The sequence below is a fragment of the Actinomycetospora sp. TBRC 11914 genome, assembly GCF_012933465.1.
GTDB lineage: Bacteria > Actinomycetota > Actinomycetes > Mycobacteriales > Pseudonocardiaceae > Actinomycetospora.
On the sequence record NZ_JABBND010000036.1, the window covers coordinates 1 to 19052 of the forward strand.

The 19052-nt window shown below is 75.1% G+C and carries 15 protein-coding genes; 12 read left to right on the forward strand and 3 right to left on the reverse strand.

All coding sequences use genetic code 11. From position 1 onward, the window contains the following. Positions 1–293: 293 nt before the first annotated feature. On the reverse strand, positions 294–980 hold the full coding sequence (locus tag HH311_RS30195; protein WP_169187438.1) for a DUF4383 domain-containing protein: 687 nt from the start codon (positions 978–980) through the stop codon (positions 294–296). 224 nt (positions 981–1204) lie between these two features. Here HH311_RS30195 and uvrA point away from each other — a divergent pair, with 224 nt between their 5' ends. The 8 genes from uvrA (at position 1205) to pheT (ending at position 10930) form a co-directional block, all read left to right on the forward strand. Continuing rightward, on the forward strand, positions 1205–4102 hold the full coding sequence (gene uvrA / locus HH311_RS30200; protein WP_169187439.1) for an excinuclease ABC subunit UvrA: 2898 nt from the start codon (positions 1205–1207) through the stop codon (positions 4100–4102). After that, positions 4102–4641: a hypothetical protein gene (locus HH311_RS30205; protein WP_169187440.1), complete on the forward strand. Its 540-nt coding sequence runs from the start codon at positions 4102–4104 to the stop codon at positions 4639–4641. The genes uvrA and HH311_RS30205 overlap by 1 nt, the downstream gene beginning before the upstream one ends. A 393-nt stretch (positions 4642–5034) precedes the next feature. Continuing rightward, a complete protein-coding gene (gene infC, locus HH311_RS30210; RefSeq protein WP_396027473.1) occupies positions 5035–5601 on the forward strand; it encodes a translation initiation factor IF-3 in 567 nt (188 codons plus the stop codon). 128 nt (positions 5602–5729) lie between these two features. Next, complete coding sequence (gene rpmI / locus HH311_RS30215) at positions 5730–5921, forward strand: 50S ribosomal protein L35 (protein ID WP_169187441.1); 192 nt, start codon at positions 5730–5732, stop codon at positions 5919–5921. Positions 5922–5993: 72 nt separating this feature from the next. Then, positions 5994–6386, forward strand: a complete 393-nt coding sequence (gene rplT / locus HH311_RS30220; protein WP_169187442.1) for a 50S ribosomal protein L20 — start codon at positions 5994–5996, stop codon at positions 6384–6386. Then, entirely contained in the window at positions 6383–7213 is an 831-nt protein-coding gene (locus tag HH311_RS30225) for an RNA methyltransferase (protein WP_169187456.1), read from the forward strand. The genes rplT and HH311_RS30225 overlap by 4 nt, the downstream gene beginning before the upstream one ends. Before the next feature lie 45 nt (positions 7214–7258). Next, entirely contained in the window at positions 7259–8326 is a 1068-nt protein-coding gene (gene pheS / locus HH311_RS30230; RefSeq protein ID WP_169187443.1) for a phenylalanine--tRNA ligase subunit alpha, read from the forward strand. A gap of 63 nt (positions 8327–8389) precedes the next feature. Continuing rightward, positions 8390–10930: a phenylalanine--tRNA ligase subunit beta gene (pheT, locus tag HH311_RS30235; RefSeq protein ID WP_169187444.1), complete on the forward strand. Its 2541-nt coding sequence runs from the start codon at positions 8390–8392 to the stop codon at positions 10928–10930. 51 nt (positions 10931–10981) lie between these two features. On the opposite strand, the gene HH311_RS30240 is transcribed toward pheT, so the two are convergent. Beyond that, positions 10982–11539 carry a TetR/AcrR family transcriptional regulator gene (locus HH311_RS30240; protein WP_169187445.1) on the reverse strand — a complete coding sequence of 186 codons (558 nt, stop codon included), beginning with the start codon at positions 11537–11539 and terminating at the stop codon, positions 10982–10984. 65 nt (positions 11540–11604) lie between these two features. Between HH311_RS30240 and HH311_RS30245 the strand changes: the two genes are divergently transcribed. After that, positions 11605–12426 carry an alpha/beta hydrolase gene (locus HH311_RS30245; protein WP_169187446.1) on the forward strand — a complete coding sequence of 274 codons (822 nt, stop codon included), beginning with the start codon at positions 11605–11607 and terminating at the stop codon, positions 12424–12426. Here the strand turns inward: HH311_RS30245 and HH311_RS30250 are convergent. Continuing rightward, the gene (locus HH311_RS30250) at positions 12405–14087 is read right to left on the reverse strand and encodes an alpha-keto acid decarboxylase family protein (protein WP_169187447.1); all 1683 of its coding nucleotides are present in this window, start codon (positions 14085–14087) and stop codon (positions 12405–12407) included. The two genes, HH311_RS30245 and HH311_RS30250, sit on opposite strands and share 22 nt — an antisense overlap. A gap of 47 nt (positions 14088–14134) precedes the next feature. On the opposite strand from HH311_RS30250, the gene HH311_RS30255 reads away from it, so the two are divergent. The 3 genes from HH311_RS30255 (at position 14135) to HH311_RS30265 (ending at position 19029) form a co-directional block, all read left to right on the forward strand. Continuing rightward, complete coding sequence (locus tag HH311_RS30255; RefSeq protein ID WP_211191016.1) at positions 14135–15142, forward strand: winged helix DNA-binding domain-containing protein; 1008 nt, start codon at positions 14135–14137, stop codon at positions 15140–15142. Positions 15143–15183: 41 nt separating this feature from the next. Then, positions 15184–16845: a class I adenylate-forming enzyme family protein gene (locus tag HH311_RS30260; protein ID WP_169187448.1), complete on the forward strand. Its 1662-nt coding sequence runs from the start codon at positions 15184–15186 to the stop codon at positions 16843–16845. 228 nt (positions 16846–17073) lie between these two features. Beyond that, positions 17074–19029 (forward strand): NAD(P)/FAD-dependent oxidoreductase, encoded by a 1956-nt coding sequence (locus HH311_RS30265; RefSeq protein ID WP_248304403.1) that lies wholly within the window; start codon positions 17074–17076, stop codon positions 19027–19029. The last annotated feature ends 23 nt before the right edge of the window (positions 19030–19052 follow it).

Here is a 19052-nt window from a genome sequence, read left to right on the forward strand (position 1 = left end):
GCTCGCGGACCTGCGCCCGGTGCCCCTCGTGGGCGGGTCGGGCCCGGTCCGGCCGGGGTGCGGTGATCACGGGTACGTCAGGCAGATCCGTGAGCCCGTGGACCTGCGCGGTGTGCCCTTCGTCGGCGGGGCCCGGCGCGGTCCGGTGATCAGGGGTACGTCAGGCAGATCCGTGAGCCCGTGGACGTGTGCGGTGTGCCCCTCGTGGGCGGGTCGCTCGGTGGTCGCGGGTTCCGGTGGCCAGGGGTACGTCAGGCAGGTCGGAGCGCGCCCGGACCTGCGCCCGGTGCCCGTCAGGCGCCGCGAGGGTCTCCCGGCGAGTGGCCGGCGGGCCGGGTGACCTCCGTGGGGTCGTCCTCCACGGCGTCCGGGTACGGATCCGGCCCGGGCGGCGGCTCCACGATGCGGGCGCTGGAGATCATCATCGTGATGAAGCCCAGCAGGAAGAGCACGCCGTGCAGGACGTGGTCGGGGGTGTTGAGGTCCAGCGGCGTCGAGTCGGTGGTCGCCACCGAGAAGGCGGTGCCGAACGCGAACAGCAGCAGGAACCCGACGGCCTGGATCGCGGTGTAGGCGCGCAGGAACTTCCGCCGCGACAGCGCGACCACCCCGAGGACCGCCCAGACCAGCAGGATCGTGCTGTGGGCGGGGTTGAGCCGCAGGGCGAGGAACGTGGCGTCGGAGCGTCCGGTGAACCCCTGGCCGCTCCCGACGACGTAGCCCGCGACCGCCACGACGGCGAGGACCACCGACTGCCCGGCGATCACCGCGCTCGCGATCCGGCCGAGCAGGCCCTCGTGCGGCACGGCGGGCTGTGGGCGGCCCGCCTCGTCGCGCCCCGACTGCACGTAGGGGCTGCCCGAGGGCCGGCCCGCCTCGTCGTGGTGGCTGCGCGACCCCGCGTCGGGGTGCGTCGGTTCTCCGCGGCGGGCGGAGCCGGTGCCCGGCCCGTGCTGGCCCCTCTGGTCCTGCTCGGTCATGGGTGGGAGTGCCTCCCCGCGCACCCGTCGCAAACGCCCGGTCCGCCCGTCTCCGAGGGCGGGGTCCGGGTGTCGGAGGGCACGCCTAGCATGGAGTGGAACCCCCGACGGCATCCGCGGCGTCGCGCCCTGCCAGATCGTTCCGCTCCGAGGTTGTCGGTGCCCGGGGGTATGCAGGGCAGACCACCCCGCCCGGCACCACTGCATGCCCAGGAGGCTCATCCGTGGCCGACCGCCTCGTCGTCAAGGGCGCTCGTGAGCACAACCTCACCGGCGTCGACATCGACCTGCCGCGCGACAGCCTCGTCGTCTTCACCGGCCTGTCGGGCTCGGGCAAGTCCAGCCTGGCCTTCGACACCATCTTCGCGGAGGGTCAGCGGCGCTACGTCGAGTCGCTCTCGGCCTACGCCCGCCAGTTCCTCGGGCAGATGGACAAGCCCGACGTCGACTTCATCGAGGGCCTCTCCCCGGCGGTGTCGATCGACCAGAAGTCCACGAGCCGCAACCCGCGGTCCACGGTCGGGACCATCACCGAGGTCTACGACTACCTGCGGCTGCTGTACGCGCGGGCCGGCACGCCGCACTGCCCGCAGTGCGGCGAGGTGATCTCGAAGCAGACCCCGCAGCAGATCGTCGACCAGGTGCTCGAGATGGAGTCGGGGCGCCGGTTCCAGGTCCTCGCGCCGGTCATCCGCGGGCGCAAGGGCGAGTACGTCGACCTGTTCTCCCAGCTGCAGGGGCAGGGGTACTCGCGCGTGCTCGTCGACGGCACGGTGTACCCGCTGGCCGAGCCGCCGACGTTGAAGAAGCAGGAGAAGCACGACATCGCGGTCGTCGTCGACCGGCTGTCGGTGAAGGCCAGCGCCAAGCAGCGGCTCACCGACTCGGTGGAGACGGCGCTGCGGCTCGCCGAGGGCATCGTCGTGCTGGACTTCGTGGACCTCGACGAGGACGACCCGGACCGCGAGCGGCGCTTCTCCGAGAAGATGGCCTGCCCCAACGGCCACCAGCTCGCCGTGGACGACCTGGAGCCCCGCGCGTTCTCGTTCAACTCGCCCTACGGCGCCTGCCCGACGTGCGCGGGCCTCGGCACGAAGATGGAGGTCGACCCTGAGCTCCTCGTGCCCGACGACGAGCTCTCCCTCGGCGAGGGCGCCATCGCGCCGTGGAACATGGGGCAGACCGCCGAGTACTTCCAGCGGCTGCTGACCGCCCTCTCGGAGTCCATCGGCTTCCGGATGGACACGCCGTGGCGCAAGCTGCCCGCCGCGGTGAAGAAGGCGGTGCTCCACGGGTCGACCGACCAGGTCCACGTGCGCTACCGCAACCGCTACGGCCGCGAGCGCTCGTACTACGCCGCATTCGAGGGCGTGGTGCCGTTCCTGGAGCGCCGGCTGGACCAGGCGGAGTCCGACAGCGCCCGCGAGCGCTACGAGGGCTACATGCGCGAGGTGCCGTGCCCGGTCTGCGGCGGCACCCGGCTCAAGCCGGAGATCCTCGCGGTGACGCTGCGCCACGAGACGCAGGGCGACCGGTCGATCGCCGAGGTCTGCGCGCTGTCGGTGGCCGACTGCGCGGAGTTCCTGACGGGGCTGGTGCTCGGGACCCGCGAGCAGGTGATCGCCGGCGCGGTGCTCAAGGAGATCCAGGCCCGGCTGGGCTTCCTGCTCGACGTCGGGCTCGACTACCTCTCGCTGTCCCGTGCGGCCGGGACGCTCTCGGGCGGCGAGGCCCAGCGCATCCGGCTCGCCACGCAGATCGGGTCGGGCCTCGTCGGGGTGCTCTACGTGCTCGACGAGCCCTCGATCGGGCTGCACCAGCGGGACAACCGGCGGCTCATCGACACGCTGACGCGGCTGCGCGACCTCGGGAACACCCTCATCGTCGTCGAGCACGACGAGGACACGGTGCGGGCGAGCGACTGGGTGGTCGACATCGGGCCGGGCGCGGGGGAGCACGGCGGGCAGGTGGTGCACTCCGGGTCGGTCGAGGCGCTCGAGGCGAACACCCACTCGTTGACCGGCGACTACCTCTCCGGGCGGCGCAGCATCCCGGTGCCGGACATCCGGCGCCCGCGCGACAAGAAGCGCCAGGTCAGCGTGGTCGGCGCCCGCGAGCACAACCTGCACGACGTCGACGTCTCGTTCCCGCTGGGCTGCCTGGTGTCGATCACCGGGGTGTCCGGGTCCGGCAAGTCCACGCTGGTCAACGACATCCTCGCGACGGTGCTGGCCAACAAGCTCAACGGCGCCCGCCAGGTGCCGGGCCGCCACACCCGGGTCACCGGGCTCGAGCACCTCGACAAGCTCGTGCGGGTCGACCAGTCGCCGATCGGGCGCACCCCGCGGTCCAACCCCGCCACCTACACCGGCGTGTGGGACCACATGCGGAAGCTCTTCGCGTCTACGAACGAGGCGAAGGTCCGCGGCTACGGGCCGGGCCGGTTCTCGTTCAACGTCAAGGGCGGCCGCTGCGAGGCGTGCGCGGGCGACGGCACGATCAAGATCGAGATGAACTTCCTGCCGGACGTCTACGTCCCCTGCGAGGTGTGCAAGGGCGCCCGGTACAACCGCGAGACGCTCGAGGTGCACTACAAGGGCAAGACCGTGGCCGAGGTCCTCGACATGCCGATCGAGGAGGCGGCCGAGTTCTTCGAGCCGATCACCGCGATCCACCGCCACCTCAAGACGCTCACCGAGGTGGGCCTGGGCTACGTGCGGCTGGGCCAGCCGGCGCCGACGCTCTCCGGCGGCGAGGCCCAGCGCGTCAAGCTGGCCGCCGAGCTGCAGAAGCGCTCGATGGGCCGGACCATCTACATCCTCGACGAGCCCACCACCGGGCTGCACTTCGAGGACATCCGCAAGCTGCTCGGCGTCATCAACGGCCTGGTCGACAAGGGGAACACCGTGCTCGTCATCGAGCACAACCTCGACGTCATCAAGGTGTCCGACTGGGTCGTCGACATGGGCCCCGAGGGCGGCAACGGCGGCGGCACCGTCGTGGCCGAGGGCACCCCGGAGCAGGTCGCGGCGGCGCCGGGGAGCTACACCGGGCAGTTCCTGGCCGACCTGGTCACCCCCGAGGAAGCGCCGGCCCGGCGCACACGCGCGAAGGCAGGCTGATGAGCGACGTCGACGAGATCGGGCCCGTCGAGCTCCGCGAGGCGTTCCACGCGCTCTCGTCGGACGACCGGGCGGACCGCCGGCCCTGGGCCGCGACCCCGGGCACGTGGTGGCGCGAGGGCCGCCTCGCTCCCGAGGTCGCCGGCGTGGTCGGCACCGTGCTGACCTGGTGCACGATGGTCGACGACGACGCCGGGGTCTCGCGGGTGGACCTGCTGTCCTCGCTCGCGGCGCTGGCCCACGACGGCCGGTTGGCGGAGTCCGACCTCGACCGGCTCCTCACCGGGGTCGAGGCGCAGTGGACCCCCGAGCCCGAACGTCCGTACACCGACGCGCTCCGTGCCGCGCTCGGCCGGGCCGTGAAGCCGCAGCGCAGCCGCAAGGGGTACCTGTGGTCGCTGGTCGACCACGTCCACGCCCTCACCTCGCCCGACGCGGCGACGCGGGAGGCCGCCGTGGCGCCCGCGAAGGCCGAGCTCGGGGTCGCCGAGGCCGACCGGCACGCGCTCGACGCCGTGATCGGTTGGTCGACGGCCTGAGCGGTCCTCCCGCCGGTGCGGACACGCCCGGTGACCGGCGGACACGCCGGCTGGTACGCTCGGTGTGAGCGACCAGCTCGGTGGGTGCGGCTGTCTTCGGCCGGCGCACCCGTCGAGCGGCAAGTGGAGCCCCGTCTCCCACCCGGTCCGCCGCCACAGGTGGCCGGGTCCCGGTCTGCCGGCCCGTCCGCGGGCCGGTGACGACGGCTCGTCGTCGGGACATCCGGTCCCGCCGGCGCCGCCGGATCGGTACGAGTCAGGGCCCCCGCCACGAGCACGACGGCGCGGGGCCCGACGCCGTGGGAACAAGGACCCCCCTCGCCGGGTTGCGGCCGGAAACACTGTCGAACCCGAGGAGAACTCATCAGCGCAGAGACGCGCATCAACGAGCGCATCCGCGTGCCCGAGGTCCGTCTGGTCGGTCCGAACGGCGAGCAGGTGGGGATCGTCCGCATCGAGGACGCCCTGCGGCTGGCCCGGGAGGCCGACCTCGACCTCGTGGAGGTCGCGGCCCAGGCGCGCCCGCCGGTCTGCAAGCTCATGGACTACGGCAAGTTCAAGTACGAGAGCGCGCAGAAGGCCCGCGAGTCGCGTCGCAACCAGCAGCAGACCGTGATCAAGGAGCAGAAGCTCCGGCCGAAGATCGACCCGCACGACTACGAGACGAAGAAGGGTCACGTCACCCGCTTCCTCGGCCAGGGTCACAAGGTCAAGGTCACGATCATGTTCCGCGGTCGTGAGCAGTCCCGCCCCGAGCTGGGCTTCCGGCTGCTCCAGCGGCTTGCCGAGGACGTCGGCGACCTCGCGTTCGTCGAGGCCTCACCGAAGCAGGACGGCCGCAACATGACCATGGTGCTGGCGCCGAACAAGAAGGTCGCCAAGACGCCCAAGCAGCAGAGCCAGCAGGCGGCGCAGGAGGCCCAGGCGGAGCAGTCCGCCCAGCCCGAGCCCGCTTCCTGAGCCCGCGGACGGCGGGCCGTACCGTCTCCACGACGACGGCCCGCCGCCGCACGGCCGCAGGAACCGCCCCCGCCCGGGCCGCAGTGTGTGGACCTCCCGGGCCGGCCGGACGACCAGGACGAGGACGGATGAAGAACAAGACCCACTCCGGGACCAAGAAGCGCATCAAGGTGTCGGGCACCGGCAAGCTGCTGCGCGAGAAGGCCGGCAAGCGTCACCTGCTGGAGAAGAAGTCCAGCGAGAAGACCCGCCGCCTCGCCGGTCAGACCGAGGTCGCGCCGCAGGACGACAAGCGCCTGCGCCGCATGCTCGGCATCTGACGAGACCCTTCCCGACCAGGGTCACCACGACGCACCGGTGACCATCCCCGACACGATCGAAGGCAGGACGACGTGGCACGCGTCAAGCGCGCAGTCAACGCCCAGAAGAAGCGCCGCACGGTCCTCGAGGCCGCCAGCGGCTACCGCGGGCAGCGCTCCCGGCTCTACCGCAAGGCCAAGGAGCAGCAGCTCCACTCGCTGACCTACGCCTACCGCGACCGCAAGCAGCGCAAGGGCGACTTCCGGCAGCTGTGGATCACCCGCATCAACGCCGCGGCCCGGGCCAACGACATGACCTACAACCGGTTCATGCAGGGCCTCAAGCTCGCGGGCGTCGAGATCGACCGCAAGAACCTCGCGGAGATCGCGGTGTCCGACCCGGCCGCCTTCACCGCGCTGGTCGGCACCGCGAAGGCTGCCGTCGCCGACGTCCCGAAGGGCGCCACCAACGAGGACGCCGCCTGAGCGAGGGCCTCCTCACCGAGCGCACCCCGCGCGTCGCGGCAGCCCGCAAGCTGCTGCGGCGCGCGGCGCGCGAGGACACCGGCCGCTTCCTCGTCGAGGGGGTGCGGCCCGCGCACGACGCGATCGCCCGCGCCGAACAGGCTCCGGGCGCCGTCGTGGACCTGTTCGTCACCGACGCGGTGGCCGACCGCGAGCGCGATCTGCTGATCCGCGCCCGGGCCGCCGGCGTCCGCACCGCCCTCGTCACCGACAAGGCGGTCGCGAGCCTCACCGACACCGTGCACCCGCAGGGGCTCGTCCTGGTGTGCCGCCGCGACGACCCGGAGCCGTCCGCCGCGCTGGCCGGGGCGCGGCTCGTCGCCGTGCTCGCCGGGGTGGCCGACCCCGGCAACGCCGGCACCGTCATCCGCACCGCCGACGCCGCGGGCGCCGACGCGGTGCTGCTCGCCGGCGACGCCGTCGACCCCTACAACCCCAAGTGCGTCCGCGCGAGCATGGGCAGCCTCTTCCACCTGCCGGTGCTGCGGGAACGGTCGACCGACGCGGCACTCGCGGCCCTGCGCGGCGCCGGCCTCGCCGTCGTGGTCGCCGACGGCGACGGCGAGACCGAGCTCGGCGCCGCCACCGACGAGCTCCTCGCCCGGCCGACCGCCTGGGTGCTGGGGAGCGAGGCGCACGGCGTGCCCGACGACGTCGCCGCCGCGGCGGACGCCCGCGTGCGGGTGCCGATCCGCGGCCGGGCCGAGAGCCTCAACCTCGCGACGGCGGCCGCCGTGTGCCTGTACGCCTCGGTGCGGGCGCAGAACGCCGTCGAGGCCCCTCGATAGACTCGGTCACCCACCCCTCCCGAGCAGGAGCAGCAGCCACCCGCGATGTCCGGAACCAACGACTCGTTCGACCCGAAGCAGGTCCAGGCGCTCGCCCCCCAGACCCTCGACGCGGCGCGCGACGAGGCGACGAGCGCGTTCGCGGCCGCGTCGACGCTGGACGCCCTCACCGCACTCAAGCCCGCCCACCTCGGGGACCGCTCGCCGGTGCTGCTGGCCCGGCGCGAGATCGGGTCGCTGCCCCCGCAGGCGAAGGCGGACGCGGGCAAGCGGGTCAACGAGGCCCGCCTCGCCGTGCAGGCCGCCTACGACGAGCGCCACGCCGTGCTGCTCGCCGAGCGCGACGAGCGGGTGCTCGCCGAGGAGGCCGTCGACGTCACGCTGCCGACCGACCGCCACCCGCGCGGCAGCCGCCACCCGCTCACCCAGACCTCGGAGCGGATCGCCGACGTCTTCGTCGCGATGGGCTGGGAGGTGGCCGAGGGTCCGGAGGTCGAGTCGGAGTGGTTCAACTTCGACGCGCTGAACTTCCTCCCCGACCACCCGGCCCGCACGATGCAGGACACCTTCCACGTCGAGCCCCCCGAGGCGAAGCAGGTCCTGCGCACCCACACCTCGCCGGTGCAGATCCGCTCGCTGCTGGAGCGTGACCTGCCGGTGTACGTGGTGTGCCCGGGGCGGACGTTCCGGACCGACGAGCTGGACGCCACCCACACCCCGGTGTTCCACCAGATCGAGGGGCTCGCCGTCGACAAGGGCCTGACGATGGCCCACCTCAAGGGGACGCTCGACGCGTTCGCCCGCGCGATGTTCGGGCCGGACTCGCGGATCCGGATGCGGCCCTCGTACTTCCCGTTCACCGAGCCGTCCGCGGAGCCCGACGTCTGGTTCCCGCAGAAGAAGGGCGGCGCGGGCTGGGTCGAGTGGGGCGGCTGCGGGATGGTCGACCCGAACGTGCTGCGCGCCTGCGGGGTCGACCCCGACGTCTACTCCGGCTTCGCCTTCGGGATGGGGCTCGAGCGCACGCTGATGTTCCGCAACGGGCTGCCCGACATGCGCGACATGGTGGAGGGCGACATCCGCTTCACCAGCGCGTTCGCCGTGGAACCGTAGCCCGCGCCACCCGCCACCCCTCCCGGACGACCCCACCCCGACGACCCTGCGAAAGGCCCGACCGTGCGCGTCCCCGTCTCCTGGCTCACCGAGCCCGTCGCCCTCGACGAGATCCCCTCGGCGGACGACCTCGCCGAGTCGCTCATCCGCGTCGGGTTCGAGGTCGAGGACGTCGAGACCCTCGAGCCCGTGACCGGGCCGCTCGTGGTGGGCCGCGTGCTGGAGATCGAGGAGCTCACCGAGTTCAAGAAGCCGATCCGGTTCTGCCGGGTCGACGTCGGGTCCCGTGGCAGCGACCCGACCCAGCCCCAGGGCATCGTCTGCGGCGCCACCAACTTCGCCGTGGGCGACCTCGTCGTCGCCGCCCTGCCGGGCACGACGCTGCCCGGGGACTTCTCGATCGCGGGGCGCAAGACGTACGGCCGTGTCTCCGACGGCATGATCTGCGCCCTCGACGAGCTCGGGCTCGGCGACGACCACAGCGGCATCCTGGTGCTGCCGCCCGGCACCGCCGACCCCGGCGACGACGCCGCCCCCCTCCTCGGCCTCGACCCGGCCGCCCCGGAGGCCGTCCTCGACATCGCAGTCAACCCCGACCGCGGGTACGCGCTCTCGGTCCGCGGCATGGGCCGCGAGGTCGCCTGCGCGTTCGACGCCCCGTTCGGCGACCCGGCGAGCGTCGACCAGGGCCTGCCGGCCGTGAGCGGGGAGGCATGGCCGGTGCGGGTGGAGCCCGACTCGGGGTGCCGCCGGTTCGCCGCGCGCCGCGTCACCGGGCTCGACCCGACGGCGCCGACCCCGTGGTGGATGCACCGTCGCCTGCTGCTCGCGGGCATCCGCCCGATCTCGCTGGCCGTCGACGTCACCAACTACGTGATGCTCGAGCTCGGCCAGCCCATGCACGCCTACGACGCGGCCCGGGTCACCGGCGACGTCGTCGTCCGCCGGGCCCGCACCGACGAGAAGCTGACGACGCTGGACGACGTGAGCCGCGCCCTCGACCCGGACGACGTCGCGGTCTGCGACGACTCCGGCCCGATCGGGCTGGCCGGCGTCATGGGCGGGGCGGCCACCGAGGTCACCGACGCCACCTCCGACGTCCTGCTCGAGGCCGCCACCTGGGACCCGGCGGCCGTCGCGCGCGCCGCCCGCCGTCACAAGCTGCCGAGCGAGGCGGCGCGGCGCTTCGAGCGCTCCGTGGACCCCGCGGTCGCGCGGGCCGCGACGGACCGGGCGGCGGCACTGCTGGAGCGCTACGGCCGGGCCACCGTGGAGCCCGGGGTCACCGACGTCGGCCCGTTCCCCGAGGGCCAGGAGTCCGCCGCCGCGCCGATCCGCATGGCGCTGGACCTGCCCGACCGGGTCGCCGGCATCGCCTACGCCCGCGGCGCGAGCGTCCGGCGGCTGGTGCAGGTGGGCTGCGCGGTGGACGTCCCCGACGACGGCGGCCTGGCGGTGACCCCGCCGACCTGGCGCCCGGATCTCACCCGCCCGGCCGACCTCGTCGAGGAGGTGCTGCGCCTCGAGGGCTACGACGTGATCCCCTCGGAGCTGCCGGTGTTCGCCGGCGGCACCGGGCTGACCCTGGCCCAGCGGCGCCGCCGCCAGGTGTCGCGCGCCCTCGCGGACGCCGGGTACCAGGAGGTACTGCCCTCGCCCTTCACCTCGCCGAGCGTCTTCGACGCGTTCGGGCTGGACGCCGACGACCCGCGCCGGTCCGCCGTCCGGCTCGCCAACCCGCTCGACGCCGACCGCTCGCTGGTGGCGACGACGTTGCTGCCGGGGCTCCTCGACGCCGTCGTGCGCAACGTGTCGCGGGGCCTGCGGGACCTCGCGCTCTTCCACGTCGGGCAGGTCGCGCGCCCGGATCGGGGCGAGCGGAGCGACGGGAAGGCGGCGTGGCCGCCCGGGCCCGCGCCCGAGGTCGGTGTCGACGCCCGGCCGAGCGACGCCCAGATCCGGGCGTTGCTGGACCCGCTGCCCGCGCAGCCGCTGCGCGTCGGCGCCGTGCTGACCGGGGCGTGGGAGCGGGCCGGCTGGTGGGGCGAGGGCCGCCCGGCGACGTGGGCCGACGCCGTCGGCGCGGCGCGGACCATCGCCGCGGTCTACGGCGCGGAGCTCACCGTCACCGCCGACCGGCACGCGCCCTGGCACCCCGGCCGCTGCGCCGCGCTGTACGTCGGCGACGTGCTCGTCGGGCACGCCGGCGAGCTGCACCCCCAGGTCCTCGAGAACCTCGGCCTGCCCCCGCGCACCTGCGCGATGGAGCTCGAGCTCGACCGGCTGCCCGTGCGCGAGGTGCTCGCGCGGCCCGAGGTGTCGCCCTTCCCGCCGGTGCTGCTCGACGTGGCGCTGGTGACACCGGTCGACGTGCCGGTGGCGGCGGTGCAGGCGACGCTGACCGAGGGCGGTGGCGAGCTGCTCGAGGACGTGCGGCTCTTCGACGTCTACAGCGGCGCCCAGGTCGGCGAGGGCCGCCGCTCGCTCGCGTTCGCGCTGCGCTTCCGCGCGCCCGACCGGACGCTCACGCTCGACGAGGCCGCCGCGGCCCGCGACCGGGCCGTGGCGCTGGCGGGTGAGCGGCACGGCGCGGTCCTCCGATAGGTGGCCTCCGGCCTGGTGAGCAGAAAGTGTCGGTATACCGACACTTTCTGCTCACGAGCGCGTCAGCGCACCTCGCAGGAGCCAGCGCAGCCCGGTCGCGTAGGACGCGCGCAGCGTGTCGAGGTCGATGGGTCCCGCCCCACCGGGGCCGGCGGCGACGGCGGCGTCCCCGATCGCGTGCACCACGAGGACCCGGATCGCCGTGTCCTGCGCGGTCCGGTCGCGCACCCCGGCGCGGTCGAGCAGCGTCCGCATCGCCTCCCCGAGCCGCCGGGCGTTGTCACCCCGCGAACCCTGCCGGGCCACGAAGTGCGGCACGAGGCCCGGGTGGGCCAGCAGCAGCTCGTGGGTGGCGGTCATCAGCGCGGTCAGCCCCGCCTCGGGGTCACCGGCCGGGTCGGGCAGCGGGAGCGCGGTGAGGAGGTCGTCGAGGACCGCGTCGAGCAGGCCCTCCCGCCCCGCGACGTGGCTGTAGAGCGCGTTGGGCGCCACCCCGAGCCGACCGGCGACCGCGCGCATCGAGAGCGGCGCCCCGTCGTCGAGCACCGTCCGCGCGGCCGTCACGACGGCGTCCCGGCTCAGCCCCGCCCGTTGTCCCGGTCCCCGCATGCTTCCGTACTGTACGCCGTACAGCTAAGCTGGACAGCGTCCAGCTCCATTCGAGGAGGCCGATCGTGACCCTCGCTCCCGACGCCGTCACCGGGACCGCCGCCGGCGTGCCCTACGTGCTCCGCCCGCCCGCCACCCCCCGGGCCGACGCCCCGCTCGTCCTGGCCTGGCACCTCATGGATGCGCCGCGCACCGAACGGGCCTTCGCCGCCGCGCTCCCGCTCGAGGGGCTCGACGCGTGGCGGCTCTACCCCGGCCTCCCGCTGTGCGGGGCCCGCTCGCCGGGCCTCGAGGAGATCCTGCGGCTCGGGCGCGAGGAGCCGGTCCTCAACCTCCACGGCGCGGTCAACGCCCGGGCCGTCGCCGAGCTGCCCGAGCTCCTCGACGCGGTGCGCGCGGAGCACGGCCTCGGCGACGGTCCGGTCGGCCTGGTGGGCGGGTCGGCCGGGGCGGGGATCGCCGGCGCGGCCGTCGTCGAGAAGGTCCTCACGGCACGCGCCGCGGTCCTCGTCAGCCCGCTGCTGCAGCTGCGCCCGGTCGTGGCGGAGCTCGCGGCCTTCTTCGGGATGGACTACCGCTGGACGCCCGCCTCGGAGGCGGTGGGGGAACGGATGGACCTGGTCGCGCGCAGCGACGAGCTCGGCGACACCGCGGTGCGCTGCATCGTCGGCGCGCAGGACGCGGCCGAGGCGTTCCTCTACCCGGCGGGACGGCTCCGCGACCTGCTGCGCGAGCGGGGGGTGCCGGCCGACCTCCAGGTGATCGACGGGATGGGCCACGCGCTCGCCGAGGAGCCCGGCGTGGAGCCCGCCCCGCAGACGCCCCACGCGGCCCAGGTGGACCGGCTCGCCGTCGAGTGGCTCGCTCAGGCCCTGGAGTTGGCCTGACCCAGGGCCTTGGTCAGGTCGGCGAGCAGCTGCGGGACGTCGTCGCGGGGCACGACCGCCTGCACGACGGCGAGGGTCGACGGGTCGTCGCGGGCCGCGGTGAGGGCGCGGCGCAGCTCCCCGACCGTCTCGGCGCGGCACGCCGTCGCCCCGCCGCCCGGCGCGAACATCGCGGGAGCGGCCGTCCAGTCCCAGCGCGTGATGTCGTTGTACGGCTCGGCCGGCCCGTGGATGGCCCGCTCCACGGTGTAGCCGTCGTTGTCGACCACGAGCACCAGCGGCGCCAGGCCCTCGCGGACGATCGTGCCCAGCTCGGCGACCGTGAGCTGCGCGGCGCCGTCGCCGATGAGCAGGATGCCCCGGGAGTCGGGCTGGGCGAGGCACGCCCCGAGGGTCGCCGGGAGGGTGTAGCCGATCGAGGCCCACAGCGGCTGCCCGATGAACGTCACCCCGCTCGGGAGCCGGTGGGTCGAGGCGCCGTAGAAGGACGTGCCCTGGTCGGCGAGGACGACGTCGCCCTCGCGCAGGAACGCGGCCACCTCGGCCCAGAGCGCGTCCTGGGAGAGCGGCTCCGCCGCGTCGCGGTCGGGCAGGGACTCGACGGGCGGGTGCTCCCGCGGCGTCGCCCCGCCGTGGGCGGCGGCCAGCTCCCGCACCAGCGCGACGAGGGCGCCGAGCGCGGTGGGCAGCTCGACCGGGGAGAACGTCGCGGCGCCGACGCTCGCGGTGCGCGCCCCCAGCTCGATCGTGCGCGAGCGGGTGATCCGCTGGGTGAAGAAGCCGCTGGTGAGGTCGGTGAACTGGACGCCGGCCACGACGAGCGCGGCGGCGTCCTCGACCGCGGCGCGGACCTCCTCGGGGCTCGCCGCGCCCGCGTAGGTGCCGACGAAGTGGTTCACGCCCTCGTTGACCAGGCTCTTCGCCCACACGTCGGTCGCGTGGGGGACCGGCCCGGCGCCCAGCAGCTCCCGGAGCACCTCGCGCCCGCCGAGCCGGTGGGTCAGCAGCCCCGCGAGCAGGGCGATCCGGTCGACCGAGCCCGCCTTCTCCAGCAGGGCCCGTGCCGACTCCACGAACCCGGCCAGCGCCTCGGGGTCGGTGGTGTCGACGGGGGCGGGCAGCGGTGCCGACGGGGGGTGGGTCTCGGTGGCGGAGACGTCGGTGGGGATCAGCAGGTAGCCGGGGAGGTGGCGGTCGCGGACCTCGGTGAGCACCCGGTCGATCTCGGCGGCCGCGGTGTCGGCGGTGAGGGCCGCGCGGGCGCACGTGATGCCCTCGTGCATCGTCATGAAGTGGGTGAAGACGCCGTCGCCGAGCGAGTGGTGCACCACCCGGTGCGCGCCCTGGTGGTCGGTGGACGGGGCGCCCACCACGTGCACCACCGGCACGTGCTCGGCGAAGCTCCCGGCCACCGCGTTGATCGCCGACAGCTCGCCCACCCCGAACGCCGTCGCCAGCGCCGCGATCCCGCGCAGCCGGCCGTACCCGTCGGCGGCGTACCCCGCGTCGAGCTCGTTCGCGCAGCCGACCCAGCGCAGCCGCTCGTGGGAGACGACGTGGTCGAGCATCGCGAGGTTGTAGTCGCCCGGCACCCCGAAGACGTGCTCGACGCCGACCTCGGCGAGCCGGTCGGCGAGGTAGTCGGCGACGCAGTAGGTCATGGCCGTGATGCTGCCACCCGGGACCGACGACCTGGGACGATCCGACGGTGAACACCGTGCGGCCGAACACCGTGGGACTGCGCCGCCTGGCCGCGCTCCGCCTCGTCGGGCCGCGCTGCGCCACTCCCGCCGAGGCCGTCGCGGTGCTCGGCGCCGCGCAGGGCCAGGACCTGCCGGGGGTGCTGTCGTCGATCGCGCTGCGGACGGCGTCGGGCGACGTCGACGAGGTGCGGCGCGCCTTCGACGACGGCGAGCTCGTCCGCTCCTGGCCGATGCGCCGGACGCTGCACGTCGTCCCGGCCCGGGACCTGCCGTGGATGCTCCCGCTGGCCACCGCGCCCGCGCTCGCCGCGGCCGCGAAGCGCCGCGAGCAGTTCGGGCTGGCCGACGAGGCCGTCGAACGCGCCGGGGAGGTGGCCCGCGAGGCCCTCGCGGGCGGCGGTCGCGCCACCCGCGCCGAGCTGGCCGCGCACTGGGCCGACGCCGGGCTCGGCCTCGACCCCACGCACGTCACGCACATCATCTCGGTGCTCGCGATGCACGGTGTGCTGGCCTACGGGCCGTTCGCCTCCGCGAAGGAACAGGCGCTCGTGCTGCTCGACGAGTGGGTCCCGGAGCCGCGGCGCCCCGAGCGGGACGAGGCGCTCGCCGAGTGGGCCCGGCGGTTCTTCACCAGCCACGGGCCGGCCGGCCGCAAGGACTTCGCCCGGTGGACGGGTCTGCCCGCCGCGGACGTGACGACGGCGCTCGAGGGCGCCCGCGACCACCTCGTCACCGACGACGACGGGAGGTTCCTCGCCCCGGACACCGCCGACCGTCTCGCCGCGGCCGAGGACCCGGGCGCCGAGCTGCTCCTGCTGGGCTTCGACGAGTTCGTCCTGGGCTACGCCGACCGCACCGAGGTCCTCGCCGCCGCGCACGCCGATCGCATCGTGCCCGGCGGCAACGGCGTCTTCCGCCCGACCGTCGTCCGGGAGGGCCGCGTCGTCGGGACCTGGAAGTGGGTCGGCACCGGCCGCAACCGGCGCGTGGAGCGGGAGATCTTCGCCGGGTGATCGTTCACGCCGTGGGCGATCAGGGAGCAGACTCCCGGGTCATGACGACGACCGCCCGGCCGGGCTCCTCCGCGGTGACCTCCCCCCACAGCATCGAGCTCCCCGTCGTCCCGGTCGGCGCGCTGCTCGACGGGGCCGCCCGCCGCTTCGGCGACCGGCCCGCCCTGGTGCACCACGACGACGTCCTCACCTACCGCGGGCTGTGGGCGGAGGCGTGCGGCATCGCCCACGCCCTCGTCGCCCGGGGGATCCGGCCCGGCGACGTCGTCGCGCTGCACCTGCCCAACCGCCTCGCGTGGCCGATCGCCTACCACGGCATCCTGCTCGCCGGGGCCACGGTCGCGCTCGCGAGCCCGGCGCTGCCGCGCGAGCTCCTCGACGCCCAGCTCGCCGACGCGGGCGCGGTCGCCGTCGTCAGCCTCGACCCCTCGCTCGAGAACGTCATCACCACCGACGGCCGTCGCCTGGACCTGCCCGTCGAGGAGCACGACACGCCGCCCTGGACCGACCTGGACCCGGCCGTCGCGCTGGCCCACCTCGCCTACACCGGCGGCACCACCGGGCGCTCGAAGGGCGTCGAGCTGACCCACGCCAACGTCGTCGCGAACGTCCTGCAGTACGTCGCGACCTCCGCCGGGGCCGTGCCCGCGCCCGACGTGCAGGGCGGGGTCACCGTCGAGCAGACCTCGCCGCCCGAGGAGCACCCGGTGCGCCTCGGCGAGGCGGTGTCGCTCGCCGTCGCGCCGTGGTTCCACGCCATGGGCACCAACGGGCTGACGATCGGGCTCGTCACCGGCACGACCGCCGTCGTCCAGGACCGCTTCGACCCGGCCGCCTACCTCGCGGACGTCGAGCGCCACCGCGCGACGACGCTCTCCGGGGCACCCGCCATGTACCACGCCCTGCTCGCGCACCCCGACGCCGCGACGCGCGACCTGTCGTCGGTGCGCACCGTGACCTCCGGGGCGAGCCCGATGGCGGTCGCGCAGGCCGAGCGGATCGCGGCGCTCATGCCCGGGGCCGTCGTCGTCGAGGGCTACGGGCTGACCGAGGCGACCATGGGGCTGTGCATCTCGCCGTCGGAGCGCTCGGCGACGCGGCGTATCGGGACCGTGGGGCTCCCGGTGGCCAACACCGAGCTCGTCCTGCTGCCGGTGGAGACCGGGCGGCCCGGGGACGAGCCGGTGGCCCTGGGGGAGCGCGGGGAGATCTGGGCGCGCGGGCCGCAGGTCATGCAGCGCTACCACGACCGTCCCGACGAGACCGCCGCCGGCCTCGTCGACGGCTGGCTGCGGACCGGGGACATCGGGATCCTCGGTGAGGACGGCTACCTGTCCGTGGTCGACCGCGCCAAGGACATGCTGCTGTACAAGGGCTACAACGTGTTCCCGCGCGAGCTCGAGGAGCTGCTGGCGGCGCGGCCGGAGGTCGCGGCGGCGGCCGTCGTCGGGCTCCCGGACGACGCGGTCGGGGAGCTGCCGACCGCCGCCGTCGTGCTGGCGCCCGGCACTACCGGGACCGCCGGGCTCGAGGCGCTGGCCGCCGCGGTGAACGCTGCCGTCCGTCCCTACGAGCGGTTGCGACGGATCTACACGGTCGACGCGCTGCCGGTGTCGGCCGCGGGCAAGGTCCTCAAGGGTGACCTGAGGGAGACGTTGCTCGCGGCGCCGGACGGCCCGGCCTGGACCGACGGCGCTTCCTGAGAGAGGGGGTCCGCGCCCACCGGAGCGTGCTGGTCCGATCGGAGCATGCTCGCGCTGTTGGGCGCCCGGGTGGCGGCGGTGGGCGGGGACGGGTGGACCCGACTCTCATGTTCGCGCTCCGCGAGGGCGCGGCTCCCTAGCGTGGCCGTCGGACCCCGCCGCCGGCTCCCCCGTCGTGGCGGTGGGGTGGACCCGCACCCCCGAGCGCGAGGGAGCCCCGACCCCGCCATGAGCCGCCCCGACGAGCAGTACCAGTGGTCACCGACCGGCCGTCCGCCCCGCACGAGAGCCCGGCTGCTGGCCGTCCTCGGCGTCCTCGCGCTCGCGGCGCTCGTCCTCGGGCTGTGGGCCACCCGGATGACCACCTTCTGGCCCGCGGCCGGCGGCGCGGCGGTGGCGGTCGGTCTCGGCGTCGCCCTGCTCGCCGGCAGCCGGCTGTTCTCGCCCTCCGCGGAGGCGGTCGCCCCCGACACCGGCGACTTCGTGCCCGGCGCGCGGGTGCTCGTCGTCGGCGGCGGCTACGTCGGGCTGGTCGCGGCGCGCGCCCTGCAGGAGCGGATCGGGATCGCGGGCGACGGGCGCCACCGCGGCAGCCGGCCGCTGCGGTCGCGCGCGGTGACGCCGATCGGCTCGGTGACCGTCGTCGACCCGCAGCCGCACATGACCTACCAGCCGTTCCTGCCCGAGGCGGCGGGCGGCTCGATCGCCCCCCGGCACCTCACGGTGTCGCTGCGGCGCGTGCTCGACCGCTGCGACGTCGTCACCGGCTCGGTCGTGGCCGTCGACGACGCCCGCCGCCGCGCCGTCGTGGAGCTCCCCGACGGCACGTCCCGGCAGCTGACCTACGACGTCCTCGTCGTCGCGCCCGGCGCGATCGCCCGCGAGCTGCCGGTGCCCGGGCTCGCCGAGCGCGCCCTGACCTTCCGGTCGGTCGGCGACGCGGCCGCGCTGCGCGACCACGTCCTCTCCCGCCTCGACGCCGCCGCCTCGGTCGTCCCGACGACGGCGGCCGAGGTCGCCCGCCGCGCGCGGCTGCTGACCTTCGTCGTGGTCGGGGGCGGGTTCGCCGGGGTGGAGGCGCTCGGTGAGCTCGAGGACCTGACCCGGCGGGCCGGCCGCCAGGTCGGCGTGGACCCGTCCGAGCTGCGCTGGGTGCTCGTCGAGGCCTCGCGGCGGATCATGCCCGAGGTCAGCGAGCCCACGGCGGCCCGCGTCCACGGCCGCCTCGCCGGCCGCGGCATCGAGGTGCGGGTCGGCGCCGGGCTCGCCTCCGCGGCGGGCGGCGACGTCCGGCTGGCGGACGGCACCGTGATCCCCACCGACACCATCGTCCTGGCCGCCGGGACGCGCCCGCACCCGCTGCTCGAGCGCACCGACCTGCCGCTCGAGCGCACCGGCAAGGTGCGCTGCACCGCGATGCTGCAGGTCATCGGCCGCCCGCACGCGTTCGCGGCCGGCGACGGCGCGGCGGTGCCCGACCTCGCCCGCGGCGCGACCCTCGCCGACGAGGACCCCGCGGTGCTCACCGCCCCCACCGCCCAGCACGCGGTCCGGCAGGCCCGGGTGCTCGCCGACAACGTCGTCGCCCACCTCGGGGGACGTCCGCTGCAGCCGTACTCGCACTCGTCGTCCGGCGTGGTCGCCGGGCTCGGCCGCCGGCGCGGCGTGGCCGAGATCCGGGGGCTGCGGCTGATGGGCTGGCCGGCGTACGCGCTGCACCGCGCCTACCACCTGTGGGCCATGCCGACGGCCGAGCGCAAGGCGCGGATCCTGCTGGACTGGCTGGCGTCGGCCCTGCTCGGGCGCGACCCGGTGGCCGCGGGGGCGGTGGTCCCGGCGCCACGGCGGGGCGACGACGACGTGGTGGTGGCCCCGGAGGCCGGGACCGTCGCCGGGGGTGTCGGCGGTGTCGGGGGTGCCGGGGGTGCCGGGGGAGTCGGCGGTGTCGCACCGCAGACGTCCGACGTCCGGGAACCCGCACCGTCGTACCCCGCGTCCGTCCCGACCCCCGTGGCGGCCCCGGTGCGCTCCGACGACTACGACCAGCCCACGTTGCGCGAGCCGCACCCCTCGCTCGCGACGCGGGTAGGGTCCGCGGCGCCCCGCCCGGACGGCACCGTGACCGGCGACCAGCCGGCCCTCACGTGGATCACCCCGGGCCGCCACGACTTCCGGGGGCGCTGACCCCGCGGGCTCCCGGAGGCCGT